Genomic DNA, 21353 nt, shown 5'->3' on the forward strand with positions numbered 1-21353 from the left:
GGGTGAGCCAGCCCAACGGGAGCGAGAATCGGGAACTCTCGGCCAGCGGACCTGAATAAGTTAAGATTCCGGTGAACTCGTGCGAGTTCTGTCGAAAAAAGCGTTCCAGCCCCCGACTTTCAGGCTGTGAAACTGTGTCGGTTCCTTTATGAGACTACCAGTCAGACGTCCGATGTATGCAGGACAGTCCCCGCAGACAGGTCCTCCGCAGTATCGGTACAGCCCTCTCCATCGCCACCCTCGGCTCCGTCTCCGCGGCCGCGAGCGACGGCCGTTCCGGCCGGTCGACCGTCCTCGACCGCACGTGGGGCGACGCCGCCGAGTTCGGCGAGCTCTTCGAGTACGTCCCGGCGTCGGCCGCCGGGGACGAGTTCGTCTTCGGTGGCATCGACTACGCGACGATGCGCGAGTCGAACCGCCAGGGGTCGACCTCCGTCCCGGTCGCGGGCCTCGACGTCGACACCGACGCACTCTCGAAGGGTGTCGTGCTCCAGAACGGCCAGTACGGCGGCTCGGTCGAGCTGCTGGTCCTCACCGGCGACGTGTCCCTCGACGCCGAGGGCGAGGTCGTCGAGGGGCCGGCCGGCACGGAGTACGAACGCTACGAACGCGGCGGGAACGTCGTCGCGGCCGTCGACGACCGGCTCGTCGTCGCCTCGTCCGACGACCTGCTGACCGACGCGCTCGCGGCGAAGGCCGGCGATACCGAACGCCTGCTCGACGCCAACGAGGTCGTCTCGGAGGGTATCGACGCCTTCGGCGACGCCGACACCCGCGCCGTCATGGTGGGCGACGAGATCGGGTACGGACAGGCGTTCGACGTCGAGGTCCGGTTCTCGGGGTACGCGACGACCGTCCGCGACCCCGATACGCTGGAACGCACCTTCCTGTTCGGGCTGGCGGACGAGTCCGACACCGAACAGGTCGCCGAGACGCTCCGGGAGGACGGGTTCTACGGCGACGGCGAGAACTCGACCGTCGAGACCGACGGGGCGGTCGTCACCGTGACGACGGTCATCGACCTGGCCGCCCGTCGTCGAGCGCGCGAGCACGACAGTCCGGGCGGGCTCCGGGTCGACCGCGAGAACCTCCGGAGCAACGACGAGTACGTCACGGTCGAGGTGACCGACGGCGACCCGACCCCGGTCGACGAGCTCACCCTCGAGGTCGGCGGCGAGACGTACGACCGGTCCGTCTGGGCCGGCGACCAGGAGACCATCGCCGAGGGCGACACCGTCCGCTTCCGGGCGGCCGACGTCGAGCCGAACCTCGAGGTCACCATCACCCACGAACGGGAGTACGGCACGAGTTCGAGCACCACCTACGTGCTCGGGTCGCTCGAGTTCGACTTCGCCTACGCGTTCGACGACCGCCGCCTCGACATCGAGTACGCCGACACGTTCGACATCGACGGCGACGAGCTCTCCGTGGTCGTCTTCGAGGGGCGGCAGTGGTGGCGTCACGACGCGGACGACGAGACGCGAGCCGAGAGCCCCTGGACCGACGAGACAGTCACCGAGGGCGACACCGCCTCGCTCGCCGACGTCGACCCCGGCGAGACGGTCATCGTCACCTACGGTGGTACCGACCCCCAGGACGGCATCGCGTACTTCCGGCCCGACCCGCCGGGCGAGGCGACCGTCGAGTACGACTTCGAGGCTCGCTCGATGACCGTCACGCTCGACCTCTCGGAGCCCCGGCCGGCGGCGGAGTACGGCGTGCTCGTCGACGACGAGACCGTCGAGTCGGGGTGGAGCGACACCGTCGAGACCGGCGACAGCGTGACCGTCGATGACGTGGCCGTCGGGACGTCGGTCGCCGTCGTCTGGGGCGAGAACGACGCCGTCATCGCGTCCGAACGGGCCGTCCCGGGGATCGAGCTCGACCTGGTCCTCGGCGACGAGATCGAACTCGAACACGTCGAGGGTGACGCCGTGCCCGCGTCGAAGCTCGCGGCCCACGTCTGGGACGGCGACCGGACCGTGGTCGAGCTCGACGACGAGCTCGATGGGGAGTTCGCCCCGGGCGACACCGTCCCGCTCGGCGTCGACTCGGTCGAGCACGTCTCGCTCATGTACGACGACGAGTACTACGTCGCCTTCGCGACGGCACGGACCCGGTAGCCGCCGACAACCCACAACGCCGGTACGGTTTTTTCCAGGGGTCGCGTACACCGACACATGACGGATGCCTTCGACGGTGCCGACCGCATCGACACCGACGCCCGGTCGTACCGCTACTACCGCAACGCGGTCGAGCGCCACTGGGACCCCGCCGACATCGAACTCCAGCAGGACCGCGTGCGCATCGCCGCCCTCGACGACGACACGTTCGACCAGCTCCGGGGCGTGCTCGCGCTGTTCGGCGCGGGCGAGGAGGCCGTCACGGAGGACCTCGCCCCGCTCGGGGTGGTCCTCTCCGACCTGAACGACCAGCTGTTCATCACCACCCAGCTCTACGAGGAGGCCAAACACGCCGACTTCTTCCACCGGTACTGGTCGACCGTCATCGCCCCGGAGGAGGACAGCCGCGGCATGACACGAACCAACCCGCGGGACCCGAAGTGGTACTCCGACGCCTACGTCGAGCTGTTCGAGCGCACCGAGGATGCGATGCACCGGCTCCTGACCGAGGACACGCCCCGGACCCGCGCCGAGGCATTTTGCCACTACCACCTCACCATCGAGGGCATCCTCGCCCAGACGGGGTACTACGGCATCCAGACCAGCTTCGACGGCAGCGTCCCGGGCGTGCCCGAACTCCCCGGCCTCGTCGAGGGGTTCGGCAACATCCGCGCCGACGAGGGCCGCCACGTCGGCTTCGGCATGGCCAAACTCGAAGAGCTCGTCGAGTCCGGCGCGGTCGACCCCGACGAGCTCTCCGAGCTGACGACGGAACTGGCCATGCTCACCCAGCAGGCCGTCTCCGACGCCGCGACCGACGGTCGGACCGGCGTCAGCCCCGACGAACTCGCCGAGTACGCCGCGACGAAACACGCCGAGCGCATGACCCAGATCACCGACGAGGACGTCGAGATCCCCGACGTCGAGGAGCTGGTCGACATCCGGACCGAGTGAGGGCGAGGGGTCCGTCGCCTCGGAGCGGGGTACGGATACCGTTCACCACCGGCGCGCGACCCGCGGCGCAGCGAGCCGCGGAAGTCGACCGGGCAGCGGCTTTCTGGCTGTTCCTGTCGGTCTCCTCTCGGAGCACCCGGCCTCCGAGGTACCGCGACGAAAACGCTCATTGCCGACGAGGGCCCTAGAGGTCGGCACATGATGGCGACCACGCACGCGTTCGTCGGGCTCGCGCTGGCAGTGCCCGTGGCGCTGGTCGCACCGGAGCTCGGTGTCGCCGCGGCCACCGGCGCACTCGCGGGCGGGGTCTTCCCGGACCTCGACCTCGCCGCCGCCCACCGGAAGACGCTGCACTTCCCGGTGTACTACAGCGTCGCGGCCGTCCCGGCCGCACTCGTCGCGCTCGTGAACCCGACCACCACGACCGTCGCGGTCGCGCTCTTCCTCGTCGCGGCGGCGGTCCACTCCGCGAGCGACGTGCTCGGCGGGGGGCTCGAACTGCGGCCGTGGGAGGCGACGGGCGAGAAGGCGGTGTACGTCCACCCGAAGCGGCGGTGGCTCCGGCCGCGTCGCGTGGTCCGGTACGACGGCGCGCCGGAGGACTTCGTCGTCGGGGCGGCGTTCGCGCTCCCGGGGCTGGTCGTCTTCGACGGCTGGGTCGAGCAGGCCGCCCTGGCGGGGCTGGTGGTCTCGCTGGCGTACACGGTCGTCAGGAAACGGCTGCCCGACGTCACGCCGGAGCGGTTCCGGTAGGGCGGTACGGTACGGCGATGCCGTCGGGTTCTCAGGAGAGCGTGAACCGCTCGAACCGATCGACTGCGTAGACGTACGACAGCAGCGGCGCGGCGAGGCCGGCGGCGACGACGACGCCGCTCACCGGCAGGAGCCACGCGGGGTCGAGCCCGAGCGTCCACGGCGTGAGGAAGCCGACGAGGCCGTTGGCGAGCGCGGCGAGCAGCTGGCGGGTGCCGGCGTCGGTCGCGAGCGCGACGTTGCCGGCGATGGTGACGAGCGCGACCGAGAACGTGGCGAGGGCGGTCTTGCTCGGGACGACGGCCTGCTTGTTGCCGGCGACCTGCACGCTGCCGAAGCGGGGGAAGGTCATGCCGACGCCGATGGCGAGCAGCGGTGTGAGCAGTGTGCCCAGCACCGCGACACCGACGGCCGCGGCGGCCTCGGCGGGTGGGAGCGGGCTGAGGAACGCGACCGGGGCGACGACGAGGACGGCGGCGGGGATGCCGACCACGGCACCGGCGAGGACGTGGCCGACGACGTACTGTCGACCGGAGATGGGTGCGGTGAGCGTGGCTTCGAGGGCGGGGCCGTCGTCGCCGAGCGGGTTGAGCGCGAACGCGAGCGCGACGGTCCAGGCGACGTAGAGCCCGAGCAGCCAGGGGAGGTGCGAGGGGATGGTTCCGGTCCGGACGATGGTCTGGACGTCGGAGATCAGGAAGAACAGCGGGTAGACCGCGTAGATGAGTTTGATGGGCGCGCGGCGGGTCCGGGTCCAGGCGACGCGGACGACGCTCCGGGTTGGCCGGTCGACGACCGCGAGGAGGCGGTCTCCGAGTGCGAGCCCAGAATCCGTCTCGACGCGCTCGTGTTCGGTCTCGGTCGCGGGGTCGGAGAACCAGTGGTAGTTCGCCAGCCTGACCGCGAGGAGGTGGCCGACGAGGACGACCGCGACGGTGGTCGCGACCGCCCCTCCGGCCCGCAGGGGGGAGGCGTCGACGTTCGGCGCGCCGAGCAGCAGCAGGTCGCCGTAGCCCGACAGCGGCGTGGACTGCAGTGGCTCGAACAGGAGTTCGGTGAGCACGGCGAAGCCGTTGCCGAAGACGAGCCCCATGTAGACGAGGAACGCGAGCAGTCCGATGGCGGTCCGGTTGCGCGCGATGGGTTCGTACCGGGTCACGAGGTGCCGGCCGACGAGCCCCAGACAGAAGCCGAGCCAGATGGCGGGCAGGAGGACGCCGAGTAGCACGACGGGCAACGCGAGGAGGACGAGCGGCGCACGGGCACCGTAGGCGAAGCCGCCGACGGTGAAGGCGAGGGGGACGGTCAGCCACGCCAGGTAGTTCACCGTCTCGGCGACGAGGATGCCGGCGACCACGTCGCGGACGCGGGCGGCCAGCAGGACCGTCTCGGGTTCGTCGACGCTGCCGCGCTGGGCGATGGTCCGGAACGTCGCCAGCGCGAGCAGGCCGAGGACGGCGAGGCCGACCGCGCCGCGGACGCCGGCGACGAGGCCGCCCTCGATGGGCAGGTCCCCGAGGCTGCCGGTGCGGAGGTCGCGCCCGAGGATGGCGAACAGGGACGCCGCCCCGAGCGAGATGGTGCTGAACATGAGGCCGGCGAACGCCAGTGCGACGACCTGCACCGTGCTGTCGCCGAGCTTGCGGAGGGTCCGACGGAACTCCATCCGGGCGATTCGACGAACGTGTCCGTGGTCTATCACCGGAACCACCACGGCGCGAGCCGTCTCGTGGAGCGGGCGGCCTGTCTCATGTCCGGAGCGTCGGCCGCGACCGAGTTAAATCGCTCCGACGACTGCTGGGTCGGAAAACGCGGACGGGGAGCCGGCAGCCACACCGGATCAGACGTAGTGGGCGGCGACGATGAGCCCGTACCAGAGCAGCCCACCGGCGACGAGCGAGCGGCGGAGCTCGAAGTCGTCGAACGCGCTCGCGCCGGCCGCGATGAGGCCGATGCCGGTGGCGAGACCGACCCGATGGAGCACGATCTCGATGGGGAGCACGCGGACGCCGATGAAGCCGTAGTCGAGGACGACGCCGGTGCCGAAGCCGAGCGTGCCGAAGATGAAGCCGTCGACGGGGTCGAGGTTCCGGCCGGCGACGTAGGCGGCCGCGGCCGTCCCGAAGACGAGGATGGGGTAGAGCGCGGCGACGATGGCGTTGGGGTCGACCGACATCGCGTTCTCGATGGCGATGCCGGCGAAGCGCACCCCGAGCAGGACGGCGGCCGGACCGACGAACACCGCGACCCGGAGCCGGGTCCGGTAGGTCCAGACGCCGTCGAAGATGGTCCGGGCTGTCGCCTGCGCGGAACCGAGGGAGACGCTGCCGAGCAGCGGGAGCGCGAGCAGGTAGACGATGGTCGTCCAGCCGTCGTGGTCGTGGGTGTCGCCGTTGTCGTGGTACACCCGCTGGACGTCGCTGGACGGCCTGGAATCGATGAAGTCGCGTTCGATGTCGACCCGGGCCTCCTCCAGACTGTCGACGGTGTGGGTCAGCGTGAACCAGTCGAAGTGCTCGGCGTGGGCCTGTACCGCCGTCCAGTTCCCGGTCTCGCTCTCGATCTGGTACGCCCGGATGTGGTACTGGCCGCCGAAGTAGTCGCCCCGGTGGAGCTGGTAGGACTGGGGCGTCCACGTTCCCGCGCCGTTCGCGCGTTCGTAGTAGACATAGCGCTTCGCCCCGACGGCGTCGGCCCAGACGATGCGCGAGTCGTTGCCGAACTGCGGGTTCTCGTCGTTCTCCTCGGTGAACACCGGCTCCGTCTCGTTCCAGCCATCGCCGCCGGCCTGGAGCCGTGCTTTCACCTGTTCGGGGTTCCCACGGACGAGCAGATTGAGCGCGCTGGCCCGCCCACTGAACGCCTGCCTGCTGCTGACGTACGGCCACACGTCGGTCTCGGTGTCACCGAGTGCGACGAGCGCCTCGTCGTCGTCGGCCGGATCGTCGGGTGGCGTCTGGACCGAGGGCGAGACGAACGTCGTGCCGACCAGCAGGATGGTCACCGCGAACACCAGCACGAGCACCCGGTTTCGTGTCCACATGGTTGCGATGCTGCATCCTCCTAGCAGACGACGCGTGATAACAGTACCCGTCGAACCCCCTTCACTGACGGCCCACAGCGCCGCCCACTCACCGGCGACGATATCCGTTAGCAACGCACTGCGTCCAATCCCCACGCCGACTTTCAGTGAAATTTATAGGTCTCGGGGGCAAGACAATGGACGATGGAACAGCGCGACGACCGGGACGGCGAGGCCGTCGCGGTCGAGATACCGACGGCGGTGGCCGACCGCATCGAGCGCATCTTCGTCGACTGCCGTGGCTACGAGCCCGCGTCGACCCAGGAGAGTCTCAGCGTGCTCTGTGACCTGGCCGAGGGGCGACTCGACCCGGCACCGGCCGACGCCGACGGGGGCGCGACCGCGGCCCCCGGGCCGACCACCGACGCGACGACCCGGCACGAGAGCCCGCCGGGCCCGACGAGCGACCTCGTCGAGCGCATCGACGAGGCGTTCCCGGCCCGCTGGGACGCCGACCCGACGGTCCGCCGTCGGCTGCACGCGGTCGTCGACCGCTACGTCCACAACCCGAACGAGTACACCGGTCACGACGAGCGCGAGGCCGACGCCGTCGCCGCCGTCGCCCGGCGCGAGGGTGTCTCGCCGGAGGACCTTCGGGCGGACCTCGTCTCGACGCTGTACGGCAACGCCGGGCTGCCGGACGACCTCGCCGGCGAGTTCTTCGGCGAGGCGATGCGGTCGGTCGTCGACGACGAGCCCGACGAGCCGGACGACCCCGGGCCCGCCGAGGACGCCCTCCTGCGCGGTGGCTCGGCGGACGAGCTCGACGCGGACCTCGGCGACGATGCCTTCGACGTGGAGAACCTCCTCGGCGAGGTGTCCCAGCCGACCGCCGACTGCGAGCGCTGCGGCGACAGCCACCCGGTCAACGACCTGGAGACGGTCATCGGCTCGAAGACCGCGACCATCGAGCTGCTCTGTGCGGTCTGTGCCGCCGACGCGGAGTGATTCCGGCCGATGGCAGATCCAGACACCGACACCGACGACGAGCCCGCGCCCGCCGACGCGTTCGCCGCACTGAGCGACCCGATCCGTGTGGAAATCCTCGACGCGCTGACCGACCACCATCGGGACGAGGGGCTCGCCCCGATCGGCTTCGCGGTGCTGCGTCGGCGGGTCGGCGTCCGTGACTCCGGGCGCTTTCGCTACCACCTGAACCAGCTGCGCGACCGGTTCGTCGAGCGGAGCGACGACGGCTACCGGCTGACCGCCACCGGTGCGCGCGTTGCCGGGGCCATCCTCGCGGGCACCTACACCGGGTCGGTCTCGCTGGGGCCGGCCGAACTCGACAGCACCTGTCCGTTCTGTGGGACGACCGCGGTCGCGACTGTCCACGACGGCCAGTGCGTCGTCTCCTGCGGCGACGAGCACCCGCTGTTCTCGTGGCATGTACCCGCGAACGCGACGAGGGACGCCACGCTCGCCGAGGTGGTCGACCTCGCCGAGCTGCTCGCGTTCCAGGCCATCGAGCAGGCCCTGGCAGGCGTCTGTGCGCAGTGCTACGACAGCGTCGAGACGACGGTCGGCGACCCCGACGAGCCGGGCTTCCGCTCGGTCTGTGACACCTGTCCCGGCCGGCTCGTCGGTCCCATCAGCTTCCCCCTGCTCGTCGACCCCGACGTGGCGGGCTGGTGCCGCGACCACGGTTACACGCTCCGCGAGGACCACGTCTGGGAGTTCCCGTTCGTCGGCGAGGACGCGACCGTCGAACCCGCCGGGGACGACGCCGACGGCGAGCTCGTCGTCACCGTCGCCATCGACGACGACAGCCTCACCGCGACGCTCGACGGGGACGGCCTCGTCGTCGCGGTCGACGAGAACTGACGGATTCCGGATAGAAAATTCGTTCTCCGAGCGCCCAAGTAGCGAGCGGTCGTACCGGTACTCGATGACACAGAACGGCCACTCCGACGACGGTCTCCGTTCGCTGTACCGGGCCGCCCGGGCCATGACCACCTCCCCGCTGCTGTACATCGGGGCCGTCACGGTCGTCGTGGGGAACGAACTCGCCGAGCTGCTCGTCGAGGGGGGCTACGTCCCGGAGACGGTCGGCGCGCTAGCGCTGTTCCCCATCGCGCTGGGACTGCTGTACGCCCAGCTCCTCGTGCTGGCGTCCTACCGCCGGCGTCGAGATGCGGAGCCGCCTCGACGTTGCGGGGTCGACCCGTAGCCCGTCGTGCCCGAGCGCTTACGGCCCTCGCGACGCAACTCGCCACGCATGTACGTCGACCCCGACCCCGAGTGCCACGAGGACGGCTGGGGGGCCGCGCGGTCGACCGCCGTCGGCGCGACCGTCGCCCTCGCCGTCGTCGGGGCCTACGCCGCCACCTACGGCCTCGACCGGTACCTCACCTACGCCGACGCGCTGCCCGCCGGCGAACTCCTCCAGTTCGCCGTCGTGGCCGCCGTGCTCGTCGCCCACGAGGCGGTCCACGCCGTCGCCTACGCCACCGTCGGGCGCTGTTCGTGGGAGGAGATACGGGTCGAAGCCGGCATCGACTTCGGCGACGGGCTCGACCCGGTCCACCACTCGGTGCATCCGACGCGGCCGGTCCGCCGCACGGCGTACTGGCTCTGCCTCGCCGCGCCCACACTGCTGCTCGGCGTCGTCCCGGCCGCGGTCGGACTCGCCACCGGGAGCGCGCTGGCGACGTTCGTCGGCATCGTCGGCCTCCTGCTCGTCTCGACCGACGTCGGCCCCGCCGTCACGGCGTGGCGACACCCCGACCGCATCGCGGTGCCCGCCCCGTCGGGCTGAGGGAGCGACGGTCCTCCTGCTGCCGCCCGTGTGCCGACTTCGGCAACCCTTTTGTCCCGTGCTTCGTCACCGACGAGCATGTCCACCATCGACGTCGCCGTCCGGATGGTCCACAGCATCACGTCGGCCGTCTGGGTGGGGAGCGTCCTGTTCGTCACGTTCGGGCTGCTCCCCGCCGCGCTCGACGGCTCGCTCAACGCCACCCCCTCGCAGGCCATCGTCTCGCGGTTCCGCTGGCTCTCGCGTGGCTGCTCCGCACTGCTGTTCGCGACCGGCGGCCACCTCGCCGGCACACTGTACACGGTCGACTCGCTCACCGGCAGCGGCCGCGGCCACCTCGTGCTCACCATGCTCGCGCTCTGGTTCGTCCTCACCGGCCTGGTCGAGGTCGCCGCCGGCAAGCTCGACCGCGGCTTCGACGACCAGAAGGTCCGGACGCCCGCCGGCGAGGCGAAGCCGTTCCTCTACGCCGCGAGCGTCGTCGCCGTCCTCCTGCTCGTCGACGCGACGCTCATCGTCTACGGCTCCGGCCTCGTCTACTGACCACGTTCGGGTTCGGGGGTCGTTCCTCGTTCCCCCTTCGATTCCAAAGTCGAGTCCGCACAACGCTTTTCGTCATCGGGCTCGTCGCCTCGTCCATGCGCGACCTCGACGACACCGACATCGAGATCCTCCGCCTGCTCGCCGCCGACGCCCGCCGCTCGTTCGCCAGCATCGGCGACGAGGTCGGCCTCTCCGGTCCCGCCATCTCCGACCGCGTCTCCCGTCTGGAGGCGGTCGGCGTCGTCCGCCGGTTCACCGTCGACGTCGACCGCTCGCAGCTCCGCGACGGCACGCCCGTCCTCGCCCGCCTCGACCTCGCTCCCGGCGCGAGCGACGAGGTCGCGGGCGCGTTCCGGGCCGCGGACGCCGTCGAGCACGTGTTCACGACCGCCGACGGCGACGTGACCGTCCACGCCCGCGTCCCCGACGCCGCCGTCCACCGCTGGCTCGACACCGTCGTGGACCCGTCCGTGGTGCGGGACGTCGACGTGGAGCTGGTCGCCAGCTCCGAGTGGTCGCCCAGCGTCGGCGGCGTCGACTTCGCGCTCTCCTGTGCCGAGTGCGGCAACACCGTGACCAGCGAGGGCACCTCCGCCAGCATCGGCGACGACGTCTACCAGTTCTGCTGTGGGTCGTGTGAGGCGCGGTTCCAGGAACGGTACGAGGAGCTGGACGCCGGGGTGTGAACCCCCCGTTCGATCCGACGGTGTCCGACCCGTGCCCGGCGCGTGGAACGGGAGCGTTTTGGGTGCCCGAACCCAAGCACCTGCCAATGTTCACTGGAATCGTCGAGGAGACGGGCGAGATCGTCGGGGTCACCGACACCGACGACGGTCGTCGCCTCCGTATCGCGGGCGACGTGGTGCTCTCGGACGTGGGCCACGGCGCGAGCATCAGCGTCAGTGGCGTCTGTCTCACCGTCGAGGCGTACGACGAGGAGGCGTTCGAGGTGTTCCTGGCGGAGGAGACCGTCGCGAAGACGTACCTCGGGGACGTGGCGGTCGGCGACCCGGTCAATCTGGAGCGGGCGATGCCGGCGGACGGGCGGTTCGACGGGCACGTGGTGCAGGGTCACGTGGACACGACGGCGACGGTGCGGTCGGTGGAGGCGGTGGGCGAGGACTGGCGGTTCGCGTTCGACCTGCCGGCGGGCTACGGCCGGTACGTCGTCGAGAAGGGCTCGGTGACGCTCGACGGCATCAGCCTCACGGTGGCGGAGCGCGACGAGGACGGGTTCGCGGTGGCCATCGTGCCGACGACGTACGAGCTGACGAACCTCTCGGAGAAGGAGCCGGGCGACCCGGTCCACCTGGAGGTTGACGTCATCGCGAAGTACGTCGAGAACATGCTGGGCGAGCGGGCCTGAGTCGGTGGCCGGCGATACGGGGCAGCCGGCGGCTCAGGGCCGCGGCGGGCCGTCGAACTCCGTGAGTTCGGGGTCGTTGGGGCGGTTCCGGTGCTCGAGCACGCCGGTGTCGCGGTAGGCGCGTTTGTAGTTCCGCAGCTTCCGGTAGAGGAACAGCCCGATGAGGGTGTCGTAGGCGACGATGTAGACGATGCTCGCGGCGAAGCCGTCCAGCGGCGAGACGACGGCGATGATGCCGGGGACGTAGCCGACGGTGATGTTGTAGGTGGCGTGGAACAGCGCGGCGAGCAGCAGCCCCTTGACGACGATGGGGCCGTAGTTCTCGCGATTGAACTTCGCGAGGCCCAGGTAGAAGCCGGCGATGCCCGAGTAGATGACGTGGCCGGGGCCGGCGAGCGCGCGCAGGGCGGCGATGTTCGACCCGGCCTCGACGATGGAGACGGTGGTGCCGGTCGCCTCGACGAACCGGGTGATGTAGAAGGCGTTCTCGATGGTGGCGAAGCCGAGACCGGCGACGGCACCGTACACCGCACCGTCGATGACGGCGTCGAACTCGGCGCGGCGGAAGGCGTAGATGCGGACCGCGAGCCACTTCACGAACTCCTCGCCGGGGCCGACGATGAACAGGAAGAAGAGCACGCCACCGAAGAACCCCTGCGTGGGGAGGTTGACGCTCGCGAAGACGGCGCTCGTGAACGTGTTGACGATGCTCGCGAACGTCGAGAACACGACGGCGAGCAGGAACGTGCCGGCGAGCATCGGCAGGGGTTCGCGCGTGGTCACGTCGCTGCGGTAGACGTAGCCGGCGAGCAACAGCGCGGGGACGAGCGAGAGGAGGACGAACGTCCCGACGATGGGGTTCGAGACGGTGGCCAGTCCGCCGAACGCGAACAGCGCGAGCGTGATGGTCGTCGCGATGCCGATGACGACCCAGCGTGCGGCCGGCCGCAGTCCCTCGTAGACCGCGACGGCGATGCCGTCGAACTCGCTGCGCTGGTCCCAGGTCGCGACCTCGTACAGGTCCCGCCCGCGTTCGGCGGCCCGTTCTATCGGGTCCCGTCGTGGACTCATTGGCTCCGATTTGGGCGAACTGCCCCGTAATGGTTCCCCCTCCGCCCACCGCCGGTGTCCTTAAGGATTCGGCGCCCATCTTAGTATGACATTGATTCACAATATCCGTATTAGGGATAGCTTATCAACGAGAAACCCTGTGTACGTTGCAATGACAGACCAGAGTAGCCGTGGAATGCTCTACACTCCCCTCCCAACCGAGGAGGACGGTTTTAGAAAACCAGTACCGACACTAACACGACCGACAGACGCCCCTACTCCCACGACCGACGCACCGACCACCGAACAACAGACTTCTCGTCCCACCTCCACCGAATCTCCGACCTCCTGGCAGGGCACCCTCGCGGACGACTGACCGGCCGGCGGAAGCCAGGTTCAAGACGCTGCTTCGAGTAGCGGCGGGTATGCACTTCGACCAGCGGACGCAGGCCGCCCTGCGCGATGTCGGCCTGACGACCGGGGAGCTACAGGCCGCCTCGGAGGGTGTCGTCGAGCGCGTCGCCGAGGCCGCCGACGCCATCGAGGGGTTCTTCGAGACGAACGACGTGGTCTACTCGGACATGGACCAGGCGCACTCGACGGCGGAGTTCCCCGAGCACACCGTCGAGTACTGCGACGTTACGACCCACGCCGCCGACATGCGCGGCTGGCTCCGCTTCGACACCTGGGGCGTGTACGTCGAGGACGGCCGCCTGCTGGACGACGGCACCGTCGAGCTGACGCTGGGGCCGAGTGTGAACGACCGGGTGCGGTTCGCGCCGACCCGCGACGCGCTATGACGGTCCGGATCCGGGGCATCTACACGACCGCGCTCACCCAGCTCCTGCTCGATTCTGGCGTGGACGTGGTGCAGGCGTCGCCGCCCATCCAGCACCGCTTCGCCGACCACGACGCCGACCTCGCGGCGGTGCCGGACGCCGCCGCGGTCGAGACGACCGACGACAGACAGGGCGTCGGCATCCACGGCGACGAGGGGACCGTCGCGACCGTCCGCGAGGTCTGTACCGGCGTCGGACGCGACGCGCTCTCGTGGGCCGACCCCGCGGGCCGCGGCGCGGTCGTCGACGGCGTCGTCACGGAGACGCTGGGCTCCGGCGCGGTCGTCGACTGCGGCGACTTCGAGGGCTTCCTGCCGTTCGGCGCGACCGACGGCTACGTCGAGGACGGCGACGCGCTCCGCGTGCAGGTGACCGAACCCACGCCACCGTGGGGCGACGACCGCGCCGAGCTGACGACCGAGCTGACGGTCCAGACCGGCCTCGTCGAGCTCTCACGTGGGCGCTCCGGCGTGTCGGCGAACGTGCCCGGCGACCGCGCGACCGAGCTCGTGCGCAGCGTCGAACTGCTCTCGGCGGACGTGCCCGACGGCTGGGGGCTCCGCTGGCAGCGCGCCGCCGAGGACGCCGAGATGGGTGCACTGGGCGACGCGCTCGCCGACGCCGTCGAGCGTGCAGAAGCGCTCGACGCCGCGGTCGCCGACGCCCCACCCATCGAGGACAACCTGGGGAGCGACGACCCGTTCGTCGCCGAGGGCGAGGCGACGGTCTGGGTCTGGTTCGGCCGCGAGAGCCGGTTCGGCCTCGACGACGTCCGGCGCGAGGTCGAGTCGACGATGGTCGGCCACCACCGGGTGAAGGCGGCCGCCCGGTCGGCCAACACCGCCGTCGACTTCGTCGAGGCCGTCTGCGACGACCCCGGCGACGGCGAGTTCCCGTTCCGCGCCGTCAGCGAGGGGTTCGGCCCGCGGCTGGGCGACCGCCTCGGCATCTGCCACGGCAAACCGGAGGGCCGGGCGTTCACGCTCGGGCGGGGCGAGGTCACCGAGTGCGACCCGGACGCAGGCACGCTCACCGTCGAGCGCTCGATGACCGGCGGCGGCACCTACGACGCGCTCGGCACGCCACGCGAGTCGGGCGACACCGCGGTCACGAAGCTGAAGGAGGGTCGCTGGTGGTACCCGACGGTGTACCGCGATTCGGAGGGGGAGTCGAAGGGGACCTACGTCAACGTCTGCACGCCGGTCGAGCTGTTCCCCGACGCGGCGCGGTACGTCGACCTGCACGTCGACGTGGTGAAACACGAGGACGGAACGGTCGAACGCGTGGACGACGACGAGCTCGACGAGGCGGTCGCGGCCGGTCACGTGCCCGAGCCCCTCGCCGAGCAGGCCCGGCAGGTCGCGACCGCCGTCGAGCGGGCGCTCGGTTAGAACGGCAGGCGGCGGCGGATCTCGTCGACGAGCGACGGGTCGTCCGCCAGATCCTCGGGGTCGGGGACGACCTCCTCGGCCGGCTTGATGACGGTCCGCGAGGCAGACGGCTGTTCGACGACGATGAGGTCGTCCTCCTTCAGCCCGGCCAGGGCGTCCTCCAGCGCGTCGATCTCGACCTCGACGTGCGACCGAAGCTCGAAGACGGTCATCCCGTCGTGCTGGCGGTCGACGAGGGCGTCGAGCACCGAAACGTCGATCTCGTCCCGGTCCCGATACTCCCGCTTTGCCTTCATCACCCCACACTTCGTGTGGATACGATTTGATGTTTGTCCCTGCGTGCCGGTTCCCGTCGGACGCGTGTCAGACGCCGACTGGCGCGGCAGTAGCCTTTTAGGCACGGACAGGGTAGGCCGTCACAATGGGTCTGATGTGTTCGCTCCGCGGTCACGACTGGAGCGAGAGGGAACTGGAGGACGAGCGCGACGAGCGCGGCAACGAGGTCGTGCTGACGGTCCGGGAGTACGAGGTCTGCTCTCGCTGTGACTCCCGGAACCTCGTCAGCGAGAACACGGAGGTCACGTCTGTCGCGAGCACCGACGACGAGACGGACGAGGCCGACGAGGCGGCTGCAGACGGGGCGACTGCGGACACCGGACGGGCCGACGACACCGAGGACGAGGCCGCAACGGCCGACGATGCGGCGACGGAGGTGGTGGAAGACGCCGTCGACGGGGACGCGGTCGTCGAGGGCGACGATGCCGCCATCATCGTCGACGCCGAGGACGACGAGGGGACCGACGCGGTGGCGGCCGACGTCACCCCGGACGCGACCCGGGAACCGGCGGCGGCGACCGACGAGCCGGCAGTCGACCCGGCTGACGAGGACGCGGTGGTCATGACGGACGACGAACCGACCGCGGCGGCGGCCGACGCCGACGCGACCGGGGCCAGCGCCGACGCAGCGGCCGACGCGACCGGGGCCAGCGCCGACGCAGCGGCCGACCCCCACGAGGACCCCGCGACGGACGACGGCGTCATCCTCCCCGGCGAGGAGGCGGAGCCGTCGACCGACGACGAACGCGGCCACGGCGAGTGGCCGGAGCACGAGCAGACGGACGCGCCCGAGGCCGGTGGGACGACCGACTGGCCCGACCACGACGCCGACGACGGGGGCTACGACGCACAGGCCCCCGACGACGAGGCGGCCGACGTGGAGTTCGGTGGTGGGCTCGCGCCGGAAGCTGCCGACGACGACGCGGCCGAGGAGGGTGACACGGCCGAGCCCGAGGAGGAGGGCCACGACGCCGAGTTCGTCGACAACGCGACCGGACGCGCACCCGAGCGAGCACGCGAGGAGCAGTCCTCACGGCGACCGACCGACGGCGAGAGCGTCACCGGAATCGCCAGCGCGAGCGAGGTCACCGCGCCCTCGGAGGGCACGAGCACGAGCCCCGACGCCCAGCTCGTCTGCCCGGCCTGTGGGAACGCCGAGAGCCGCTCGCGCACCTCGCTGCGCGCCGGCGACATCTGTCCGGAGTGCAAGCGGGGCTACCTGGCGGAGGCGGCGGAGTGACGAAACAAGTAAACGGTACCCTGTCGTTGACCCACCCATGAAGGAGTACAAGATGCGACGAGGCGAGTACCTCGAGGAGCGAATCCCGGACCTCGAATCGACCGTCGAGGAGTACTTCGGCCCCATCACGGGCACGGAGGAGTTCAAGGGAAGCGACCTGTTCGTCATCGAGGAGCCCGCCAACCCCGTGTTCGAGCGGGTCGTCGCCGGTGCCGTCTCCTACTCCGGCAAGAAGGACAAACTGGCCGTCGAGTTCCACGAGCGCGACGTCGCCGACCTCGGCCCCGACGAGCTGGAGGCCGCAGGCGACGCCGTCGACAAGAAGAACGACTTCCTCCTCGAGGCGACCGGTCGCGACGCCAAGTCCCGCCGCAAGTCGATGAAGCGGTCGGTCGAGGACGACCCGGACCACGACGTCGACGCGTAGACACCTTCTCCCCGGCACAGCCCGAGGTTCCCGTCACGCCCACCAGCCCGCCGGCCGTCCGGAATGGGAGCCTTTACCCGCGAACGATGCCAACTCCGGCACAGAGAATGACGGTCATCGAGTCGGTCCACGCGGACCACGGAGCCACGTTCACGGAGCGCGGCGGCCGTCGGGTCGTCGACCACTACGGTCGCCCGGAGCGCGTGCACAAGGCGGTCCGCCGTGTCGTCGGAGTCATCGAACTCGGCTACGGCGTCGTCGTCGTGTCGGGTGACGACCGCCTCGAGTTCGTCGACAACGCGGTCTCCAACGACGTCCCCGAGACCGACGGCAAGGGCTGTTACGCACTGCTGCTCGACCCGCAGGGCGGCATCGAGACGGACATGTACGTCTACAACGCGGGCGAGCGCCTCCTGCTCTTCACGCCGCCACAGCGGGCCGAACCGCTCGCCGACGACTGGTCGGGGAAGGTGTTCATCCAGGACGTCGAGATCCGGGTCGCCACGGACGAGTTCGCCACCTTCGGCGTCCACGGTCCGAACTCAACCGAGAAGATCGCGAGCGTGCTGAACGGCGCGGCCAGCCCGGAGGGCCACCTCTCGTTCGACCGGGGCTCGATGGGCGACGACGGCGTGACCGTCATCGCGAGCGACGCACCAGCGGGCGACGAGGGCTACGAGGTCGTCTGCAGCGCCGACGCCGCCGCCAGCGTCTTCGACACGCTCGTCAACCACGGGCTGAACGCCGCGCCGTTCGGCTACCGGACGTGGGACGCGCTCACGCTCGAAGCCGGGACGCCGCTGTTCGACACCGAACTCGAAGGGAGAATTCCGAACGTCGCGGGCATCCGGAACGCGCTCGACTTCGAGAAGGGCTGCTACGTCGGCCAGGAGGTCGTCTCCCGTGTCGAGAACCGCGGTCGCCCGAGCAAGCGGCTGGTCGGGCTGGAGCCCGACGCAGTCCCCGAGTCCGGCGCGGCCGTCTTCGCCGGCGACGCCGCCGTCGGCGAGGTAACGCGTGCCGTCGAGAGTCCGATGCTGGAACACCCCATCGCGCTGGCGTACGTCGAGTGGGACGCGGCCGACGGCGAGACGGCGCTGACCGTCCGCTACGACGGTGACGAGGTCGACGCGTCGGTCGTCGACCTGCCGTTCGTCGACGGCAGCGACCGCTCCGCACGGCTGCCGTCGTACGAGTCGTAGCGCCGCTACACCTCGCGCAGCTCCACACCGCCGTCTGCCTGCCTGACCAGCGCACACAGCGAGTCCGGCGTCTCGACCAGCACCGCCTCGCCCCCCGGTGTCTCGCGGTTGTTCAGCACCACGTCCCCGCAGACGACGTTCCCGGTCCTCGTCGGTTCCTCGTGGCGCGTGTGGCCGACGATCTGCGGTGGTGCGGCCGCCGGCAGATGGTCGAAGCCGAGCCAGAGCGGGCCAGCGCCGGGGCCTTTCACGTGGCCGTCGCCGCCGTCGAGGATGTGGATGCCCGCGTCGAAGACGGGGTACTCGCCGAACCGGTCGACGACGGCCCGGAGGTCGTCCTCGGGCGTGCCGACGACCGTGCGCAGGTCCGCGGCGGCCGCCGCTGCCTCGTCGTTCACCGCGGCGGGGTCGACGCCGTCGGGCTGTCCAGCGTGGCTGTACGTGTAGTTGTACCCCTCGTAGGCGACGGCAACGTCGCCGTCCACGATGGCGTCGTACATGGCCCGCCGCCGTTCGTCGGGGACGGCGTCGCAGTACCAGCTGCCGTCCCCCGGGTCGTTCGGGAGCAGGCAGAACCACTCGTGGTTGCCGAGATGCTGGCGGACGTGGCCGTCGGGGGCCTCGTCACGGAGCCGGGCGACCAGGTCGAGACAGCCCGCGGAGTCCGGCCCGCGGTCGACCGCGTCGCCGTTGAACACGAAGACGTAGTCGTTGCCGGCCCAGTGCAACAGGCCGTCGTCGCGCTCCTCGACGATGGGGTCGAACTCGTCGTGGTCCGAGAGCGTCAGGAGCGCGCTGCGGGCCCGGTCGAGGTAGCCGTGGACGTCGCTCAGGCTGACGATGGTCGGGGCCCCGTAGCGTGTCTCGACCGAGTCCCGGTGGCTGGCAGCGACCGGGTCGCTCGCGCTGGCGGCTGTGTCGTCGCTCATTGCCGCGTCGTTGGCCCCGACGCGATAAAAACGCCCGCCTCAGGGACGGAGCATCTTCTTCAGATGTTCGACCGAGAAGACGCTGGTCGGGCGGTCCATGTGGACGCCGATCTCGCCCGACACCGACGCGAGCCCGAGCGTCTGCACCGGCTCCGGCAGCGAGTACGCCTTCCGGATGAGGTGGCCCAGCCGGATCTCCGTCGAGAGGTCGTCGCGCCACGCCGCCTCGTAGTCCGCCAGCGTGCGCGGGTCGTCCGGGTCCACCGTCCGGACCGCGTGGTCCGCCGCGGTCATCCCGTAGAGGATGCCACCACCCGTGAACGGCTTCGTCTGCGCGGCGGCGTCGCCGACGAGGAGGCCACGGCGCGTGGTCACCACGCCCGGCGGCCCGACCGGGATGAGCCCCGAGCAGCGCGTCTCGATGTCCGCGCCGTAGCCCGCGACCAGCTCGTCGAACAGCTCGTTCACCTGCCGGCCCGGCGGGCACGCCAGCCCGTACTCGACGCCGGCGTCGGCCCGCGGGATGCGCCACGCGAAGAAGCGCGGCGCGGTCAGGTGGACGTCCACGAAGTCCTGCGGGTCCGCGTCCGGGTCGAAGCCGAGCACGCCGTGGAGCAGTTCGCCCGGCTCGGGCAGGTTCAGTGCCTTGCGCACTCGCGACGTGGGGCCGTCCGCGCCGACGACCATCTTCGCCTCGTGCGTCTCCACGCCGTCCGGGCCACGCGCGGTGACGGTGACGTTCTCGCGGGACTCCGCGACCTCGGTGACGGTGTGCTCCTCCCGCAGGTCCGCGCCCGCCTCGCGGGCGAGCTCGGCGAGGTGGCGGTCCAGCCCCACGCGGTCGATGACGTTCGAGACGACCTCGCGCTTGTAGAACTCGTGGGCGTCCGAGCCCGGCCCGCCGACGTGGAACCGCGCGCCGTACACCTCGTTCTGCAGCAGCTCGTCGCGCGCGTCGGGGCCGGTGAACCCCCAGATGTCGGTGCTCACGTGCCCCGAACACGCCAGCGGCTCGCCGACGCGGCCCTGCTCCAGCGCGAGCACGTCGTGGCCCGCCTCGCTCGCACGCCGAGCGAATCGAGAGCCGGCGGGACCGGCACCGACGACGACGAAGTCGTACATGTCCGACGGCTAGCGGGTCGCGGGTAAATACCTTCCTCGTCTTCGTTCCTGTGTGAGGGTGGTATCGAGGTGAGGATTGGTCGTGGGCGCGGTCGATAGACTACAGGCCGTACTACTAACCACCCCTGCCTTTCCAGAGCGTGATTTGGTACAGTTCTCCGTCTGCGCGAACGTAAATCTGGAGCTCCTCATTTGGATTAATAGACTCCGTGTACGCTGGGATCTGATCAAAGGTACGTCTCAGCGACTCGTACTGTGTTCGATTTATCCCCCTGTTCACGTCGTTGTTCTCACTATCATCTGTCCTGTTTATAATATCGCGTATCAGCCACCGACCATCTAGTTCAGAATTTGATAGAGTGATGATCGAAACGTCCTCGGGTGCCTGCTCGATCCGCTCTCCCTTCAAATAATACTCTTCTTCACCTGCGCCAGGCCCCGCCTGGCAACCTGCCAGAACTGCCAAGAGTACTACAATCGAAACCACCAGGTTACCGTTGGCCATGGTCAAACGATTATGTTGGCGGTGCAAAAAGCGCGCTGCTTGGCGCTGTACTCCAATCTCTGTGGCGGTCCTCTGAGCGGGGCGCCGATGACGGACACCACTCACTCGCGAGGGGGCACGTTTTTGGTGCGTGCCGACGCACTCCCGCACATGACCGAGGCGCTCGACGTAGACCTCGTGCTCGTGCCGGTCGACGGGAGCGACGAGTCCGTCACGGCGGTCGAGTACGCGGTGGCGATAGCGGGCTGCTACGACGCGAGGGTGCACGCGGTGTACGTCGTCGGGCAGGACGTCTCGCGGGCCATCGAGGAGGGAGCGATCGACGAGGACGAGGTCGCCGCAGAGACACAGTCGTTCGTCGACGACGCGGTGGCGGTGGCGGCCGACCAGGACGTCGAGCTGTCGACGTCGACTGCGTACGGCTTCTCGACGCACCGGAAGACCCAGCACCCGGGGAGCGTCGTGCTCGACACGGCCGAGGAGCTGGGGGCCGATTTCATCGTCGTCCCGCGCGAGTCGATGGCCGACGACGCCGGCGACGTGCTCGCGAAGGCGGCGGAGTACGTGCTGCTGTACGCGAGCCAGCCGTTGCTGTCGGTCTGAGTTCGTTCTTCCGGCCGCACGGTCGCACTCGAACCGACCCCGGCTGTGCCGTCGATTCCGTGGTGAACGGACGACTGTGGAGAGAACTCCTCGGCGGGGAGTTGTTCCAACCCCGATGTTTATGCTACAG

23 protein-coding genes are annotated in these 21353 nt (G+C 70.0%); 16 read left to right on the forward strand and 7 right to left on the reverse strand.

Features of this window, described 5'->3' with window-relative positions; all coding sequences use genetic code 11:
- Nucleotides 1-176: 176 nt before the first annotated feature.
- The 3 genes from NOW55_RS08170 (at nt 177) to NOW55_RS08180 (ending at nt 3830) form a co-directional block, all read left to right on the forward strand.
- Nucleotides 177-2123, forward strand: a complete 1947-nt coding sequence (locus tag NOW55_RS08170) for a hypothetical protein (RefSeq protein ID WP_256399607.1) — start codon at nt 177-179, stop codon at nt 2121-2123.
- 57 nt (nt 2124-2180) lie between these two features.
- Nucleotides 2181-3077 carry a ribonucleotide-diphosphate reductase subunit beta gene (locus NOW55_RS08175; protein ID WP_256399608.1) on the forward strand — a complete coding sequence of 299 codons (897 nt, stop codon included), beginning with the start codon at nt 2181-2183 and terminating at the stop codon, nt 3075-3077.
- Between the two features lie 198 nt (nt 3078-3275).
- On the forward strand, nt 3276-3830 hold the full coding sequence (locus NOW55_RS08180; protein ID WP_256399609.1) for a metal-dependent hydrolase: 555 nt from the start codon (nt 3276-3278) through the stop codon (nt 3828-3830).
- A 31-nt stretch (nt 3831-3861) separates the two neighbouring features.
- Here the strand turns inward: NOW55_RS08180 and NOW55_RS08185 are convergent, their stop codons facing one another.
- Both NOW55_RS08185 and NOW55_RS08190 read right to left on the reverse strand, forming a co-directional pair.
- Entirely contained in the window at nt 3862-5532 is a 1671-nt protein-coding gene (locus NOW55_RS08185; protein WP_256399610.1) for a hypothetical protein, read from the reverse strand.
- A gap of 138 nt (nt 5533-5670) precedes the next feature.
- Complete coding sequence (locus NOW55_RS08190; protein WP_256399611.1) at nt 5671-6873, reverse strand: hypothetical protein; 1203 nt, start codon at nt 6871-6873, stop codon at nt 5671-5673.
- 183 nt (nt 6874-7056) lie between these two features.
- Here NOW55_RS08190 and NOW55_RS08195 point away from each other — a divergent pair, with 183 nt between their 5' ends.
- The 7 genes from NOW55_RS08195 to NOW55_RS08225 all read left to right on the forward strand — a co-directional run bounded on the left by NOW55_RS08195 (nt 7057) and on the right by NOW55_RS08225 (nt 11579).
- Nucleotides 7057-7860 carry a hypothetical protein gene (locus NOW55_RS08195; RefSeq protein WP_256399612.1) on the forward strand — a complete coding sequence of 268 codons (804 nt, stop codon included), beginning with the start codon at nt 7057-7059 and terminating at the stop codon, nt 7858-7860.
- 9 nt (nt 7861-7869) lie between these two features.
- On the forward strand, nt 7870-8736 hold the full coding sequence (locus NOW55_RS08200; RefSeq protein WP_256399613.1) for a winged helix-turn-helix domain-containing protein: 867 nt from the start codon (nt 7870-7872) through the stop codon (nt 8734-8736).
- Between the two features lie 64 nt (nt 8737-8800).
- Nucleotides 8801-9082, forward strand: coding sequence for a hypothetical protein (locus NOW55_RS08205; protein WP_256399614.1), 282 nt, complete (start codon nt 8801-8803; stop codon nt 9080-9082).
- 48 nt (nt 9083-9130) lie between these two features.
- Nucleotides 9131-9670: a metalloprotease family protein gene (locus NOW55_RS08210; protein WP_256399615.1), complete on the forward strand. Its 540-nt coding sequence runs from the start codon at nt 9131-9133 to the stop codon at nt 9668-9670.
- A gap of 78 nt (nt 9671-9748) precedes the next feature.
- On the forward strand, nt 9749-10213 hold the full coding sequence (locus NOW55_RS08215) for a CopD family protein (RefSeq protein ID WP_256399616.1): 465 nt from the start codon (nt 9749-9751) through the stop codon (nt 10211-10213).
- 95 nt (nt 10214-10308) lie between these two features.
- Nucleotides 10309-10899 (forward strand): AsnC family transcriptional regulator, encoded by a 591-nt coding sequence (locus tag NOW55_RS08220; RefSeq protein ID WP_256399617.1) that lies wholly within the window; start codon nt 10309-10311, stop codon nt 10897-10899.
- A gap of 86 nt (nt 10900-10985) precedes the next feature.
- A complete protein-coding gene (locus NOW55_RS08225) occupies nt 10986-11579 on the forward strand; it encodes a riboflavin synthase (protein WP_256399618.1) in 594 nt (197 codons plus the stop codon).
- A 33-nt stretch (nt 11580-11612) separates the two neighbouring features.
- On the opposite strand, the gene NOW55_RS08230 is transcribed toward NOW55_RS08225, so the two are convergent.
- Entirely contained in the window at nt 11613-12650 is a 1038-nt protein-coding gene (locus NOW55_RS08230; RefSeq protein WP_256399619.1) for a PrsW family intramembrane metalloprotease, read from the reverse strand.
- 404 nt (nt 12651-13054) lie between these two features.
- Here NOW55_RS08230 and NOW55_RS08235 point away from each other — a divergent pair, with 404 nt between their 5' ends.
- A complete protein-coding gene (locus NOW55_RS08235; protein WP_256399620.1) occupies nt 13055-13429 on the forward strand; it encodes a DUF7532 family protein in 375 nt (124 codons plus the stop codon).
- On the forward strand, nt 13426-14859 hold the full coding sequence (locus tag NOW55_RS08240; RefSeq protein ID WP_256399621.1) for a ribonuclease FAU-1 family protein: 1434 nt from the start codon (nt 13426-13428) through the stop codon (nt 14857-14859). Before NOW55_RS08235 ends, NOW55_RS08240 begins: the two co-directional genes overlap by 4 nt.
- Here the strand turns inward: NOW55_RS08240 and NOW55_RS08245 are convergent.
- Nucleotides 14856-15155 carry a DUF6432 family protein gene (locus NOW55_RS08245; RefSeq protein WP_256399622.1) on the reverse strand — a complete coding sequence of 100 codons (300 nt, stop codon included), beginning with the start codon at nt 15153-15155 and terminating at the stop codon, nt 14856-14858. The genes NOW55_RS08240 and NOW55_RS08245 overlap by 4 nt on opposite strands.
- A 125-nt stretch (nt 15156-15280) precedes the next feature.
- Here NOW55_RS08245 and NOW55_RS08250 point away from each other — a divergent pair, with 125 nt between their 5' ends.
- From NOW55_RS08250 to ygfZ, 3 genes are all read left to right on the forward strand, one after another.
- Complete coding sequence (locus NOW55_RS08250; protein WP_256399623.1) at nt 15281-16435, forward strand: DUF7093 family protein; 1155 nt, start codon at nt 15281-15283, stop codon at nt 16433-16435.
- A 37-nt stretch (nt 16436-16472) separates the two neighbouring features.
- Nucleotides 16473-16862 carry a DUF5611 family protein gene (locus tag NOW55_RS08255; RefSeq protein ID WP_256399624.1) on the forward strand — a complete coding sequence of 130 codons (390 nt, stop codon included), beginning with the start codon at nt 16473-16475 and terminating at the stop codon, nt 16860-16862.
- Between the two features lie 107 nt (nt 16863-16969).
- Nucleotides 16970-18064: a CAF17-like 4Fe-4S cluster assembly/insertion protein YgfZ gene (gene ygfZ, locus NOW55_RS08260; RefSeq protein ID WP_256399625.1), complete on the forward strand. Its 1095-nt coding sequence runs from the start codon at nt 16970-16972 to the stop codon at nt 18062-18064.
- A 5-nt stretch (nt 18065-18069) separates the two neighbouring features.
- On the opposite strand, the gene NOW55_RS08265 is transcribed toward ygfZ, so the two are convergent.
- The 3 genes from NOW55_RS08265 to NOW55_RS08275 form a co-directional block, all read right to left on the reverse strand.
- Nucleotides 18070-18993 carry a metallophosphoesterase gene (locus NOW55_RS08265; RefSeq protein WP_256399626.1) on the reverse strand — a complete coding sequence of 308 codons (924 nt, stop codon included), beginning with the start codon at nt 18991-18993 and terminating at the stop codon, nt 18070-18072.
- Nucleotides 18994-19032: 39 nt separating this feature from the next.
- Nucleotides 19033-20115: a geranylgeranyl reductase family protein gene (locus NOW55_RS08270; RefSeq protein ID WP_256399627.1), complete on the reverse strand. Its 1083-nt coding sequence runs from the start codon at nt 20113-20115 to the stop codon at nt 19033-19035.
- Between the two features lie 115 nt (nt 20116-20230).
- Nucleotides 20231-20620: a hypothetical protein gene (locus tag NOW55_RS08275; RefSeq protein ID WP_256399628.1), complete on the reverse strand. Its 390-nt coding sequence runs from the start codon at nt 20618-20620 to the stop codon at nt 20231-20233.
- A gap of 150 nt (nt 20621-20770) precedes the next feature.
- Here NOW55_RS08275 and NOW55_RS08280 point away from each other — a divergent pair, with 150 nt between their 5' ends.
- Nucleotides 20771-21223 (forward strand): universal stress protein, encoded by a 453-nt coding sequence (locus NOW55_RS08280; protein ID WP_256399629.1) that lies wholly within the window; start codon nt 20771-20773, stop codon nt 21221-21223.
- Nucleotides 21224-21353: the final 130 nt, after the last annotated feature.

Origin of the sequence: Haloarchaeobius litoreus (assembly GCF_024495425.1) — an archaeon.
GTDB lineage: Archaea > Halobacteriota > Halobacteria > Halobacteriales > Natrialbaceae > Haloarchaeobius > Haloarchaeobius litoreus.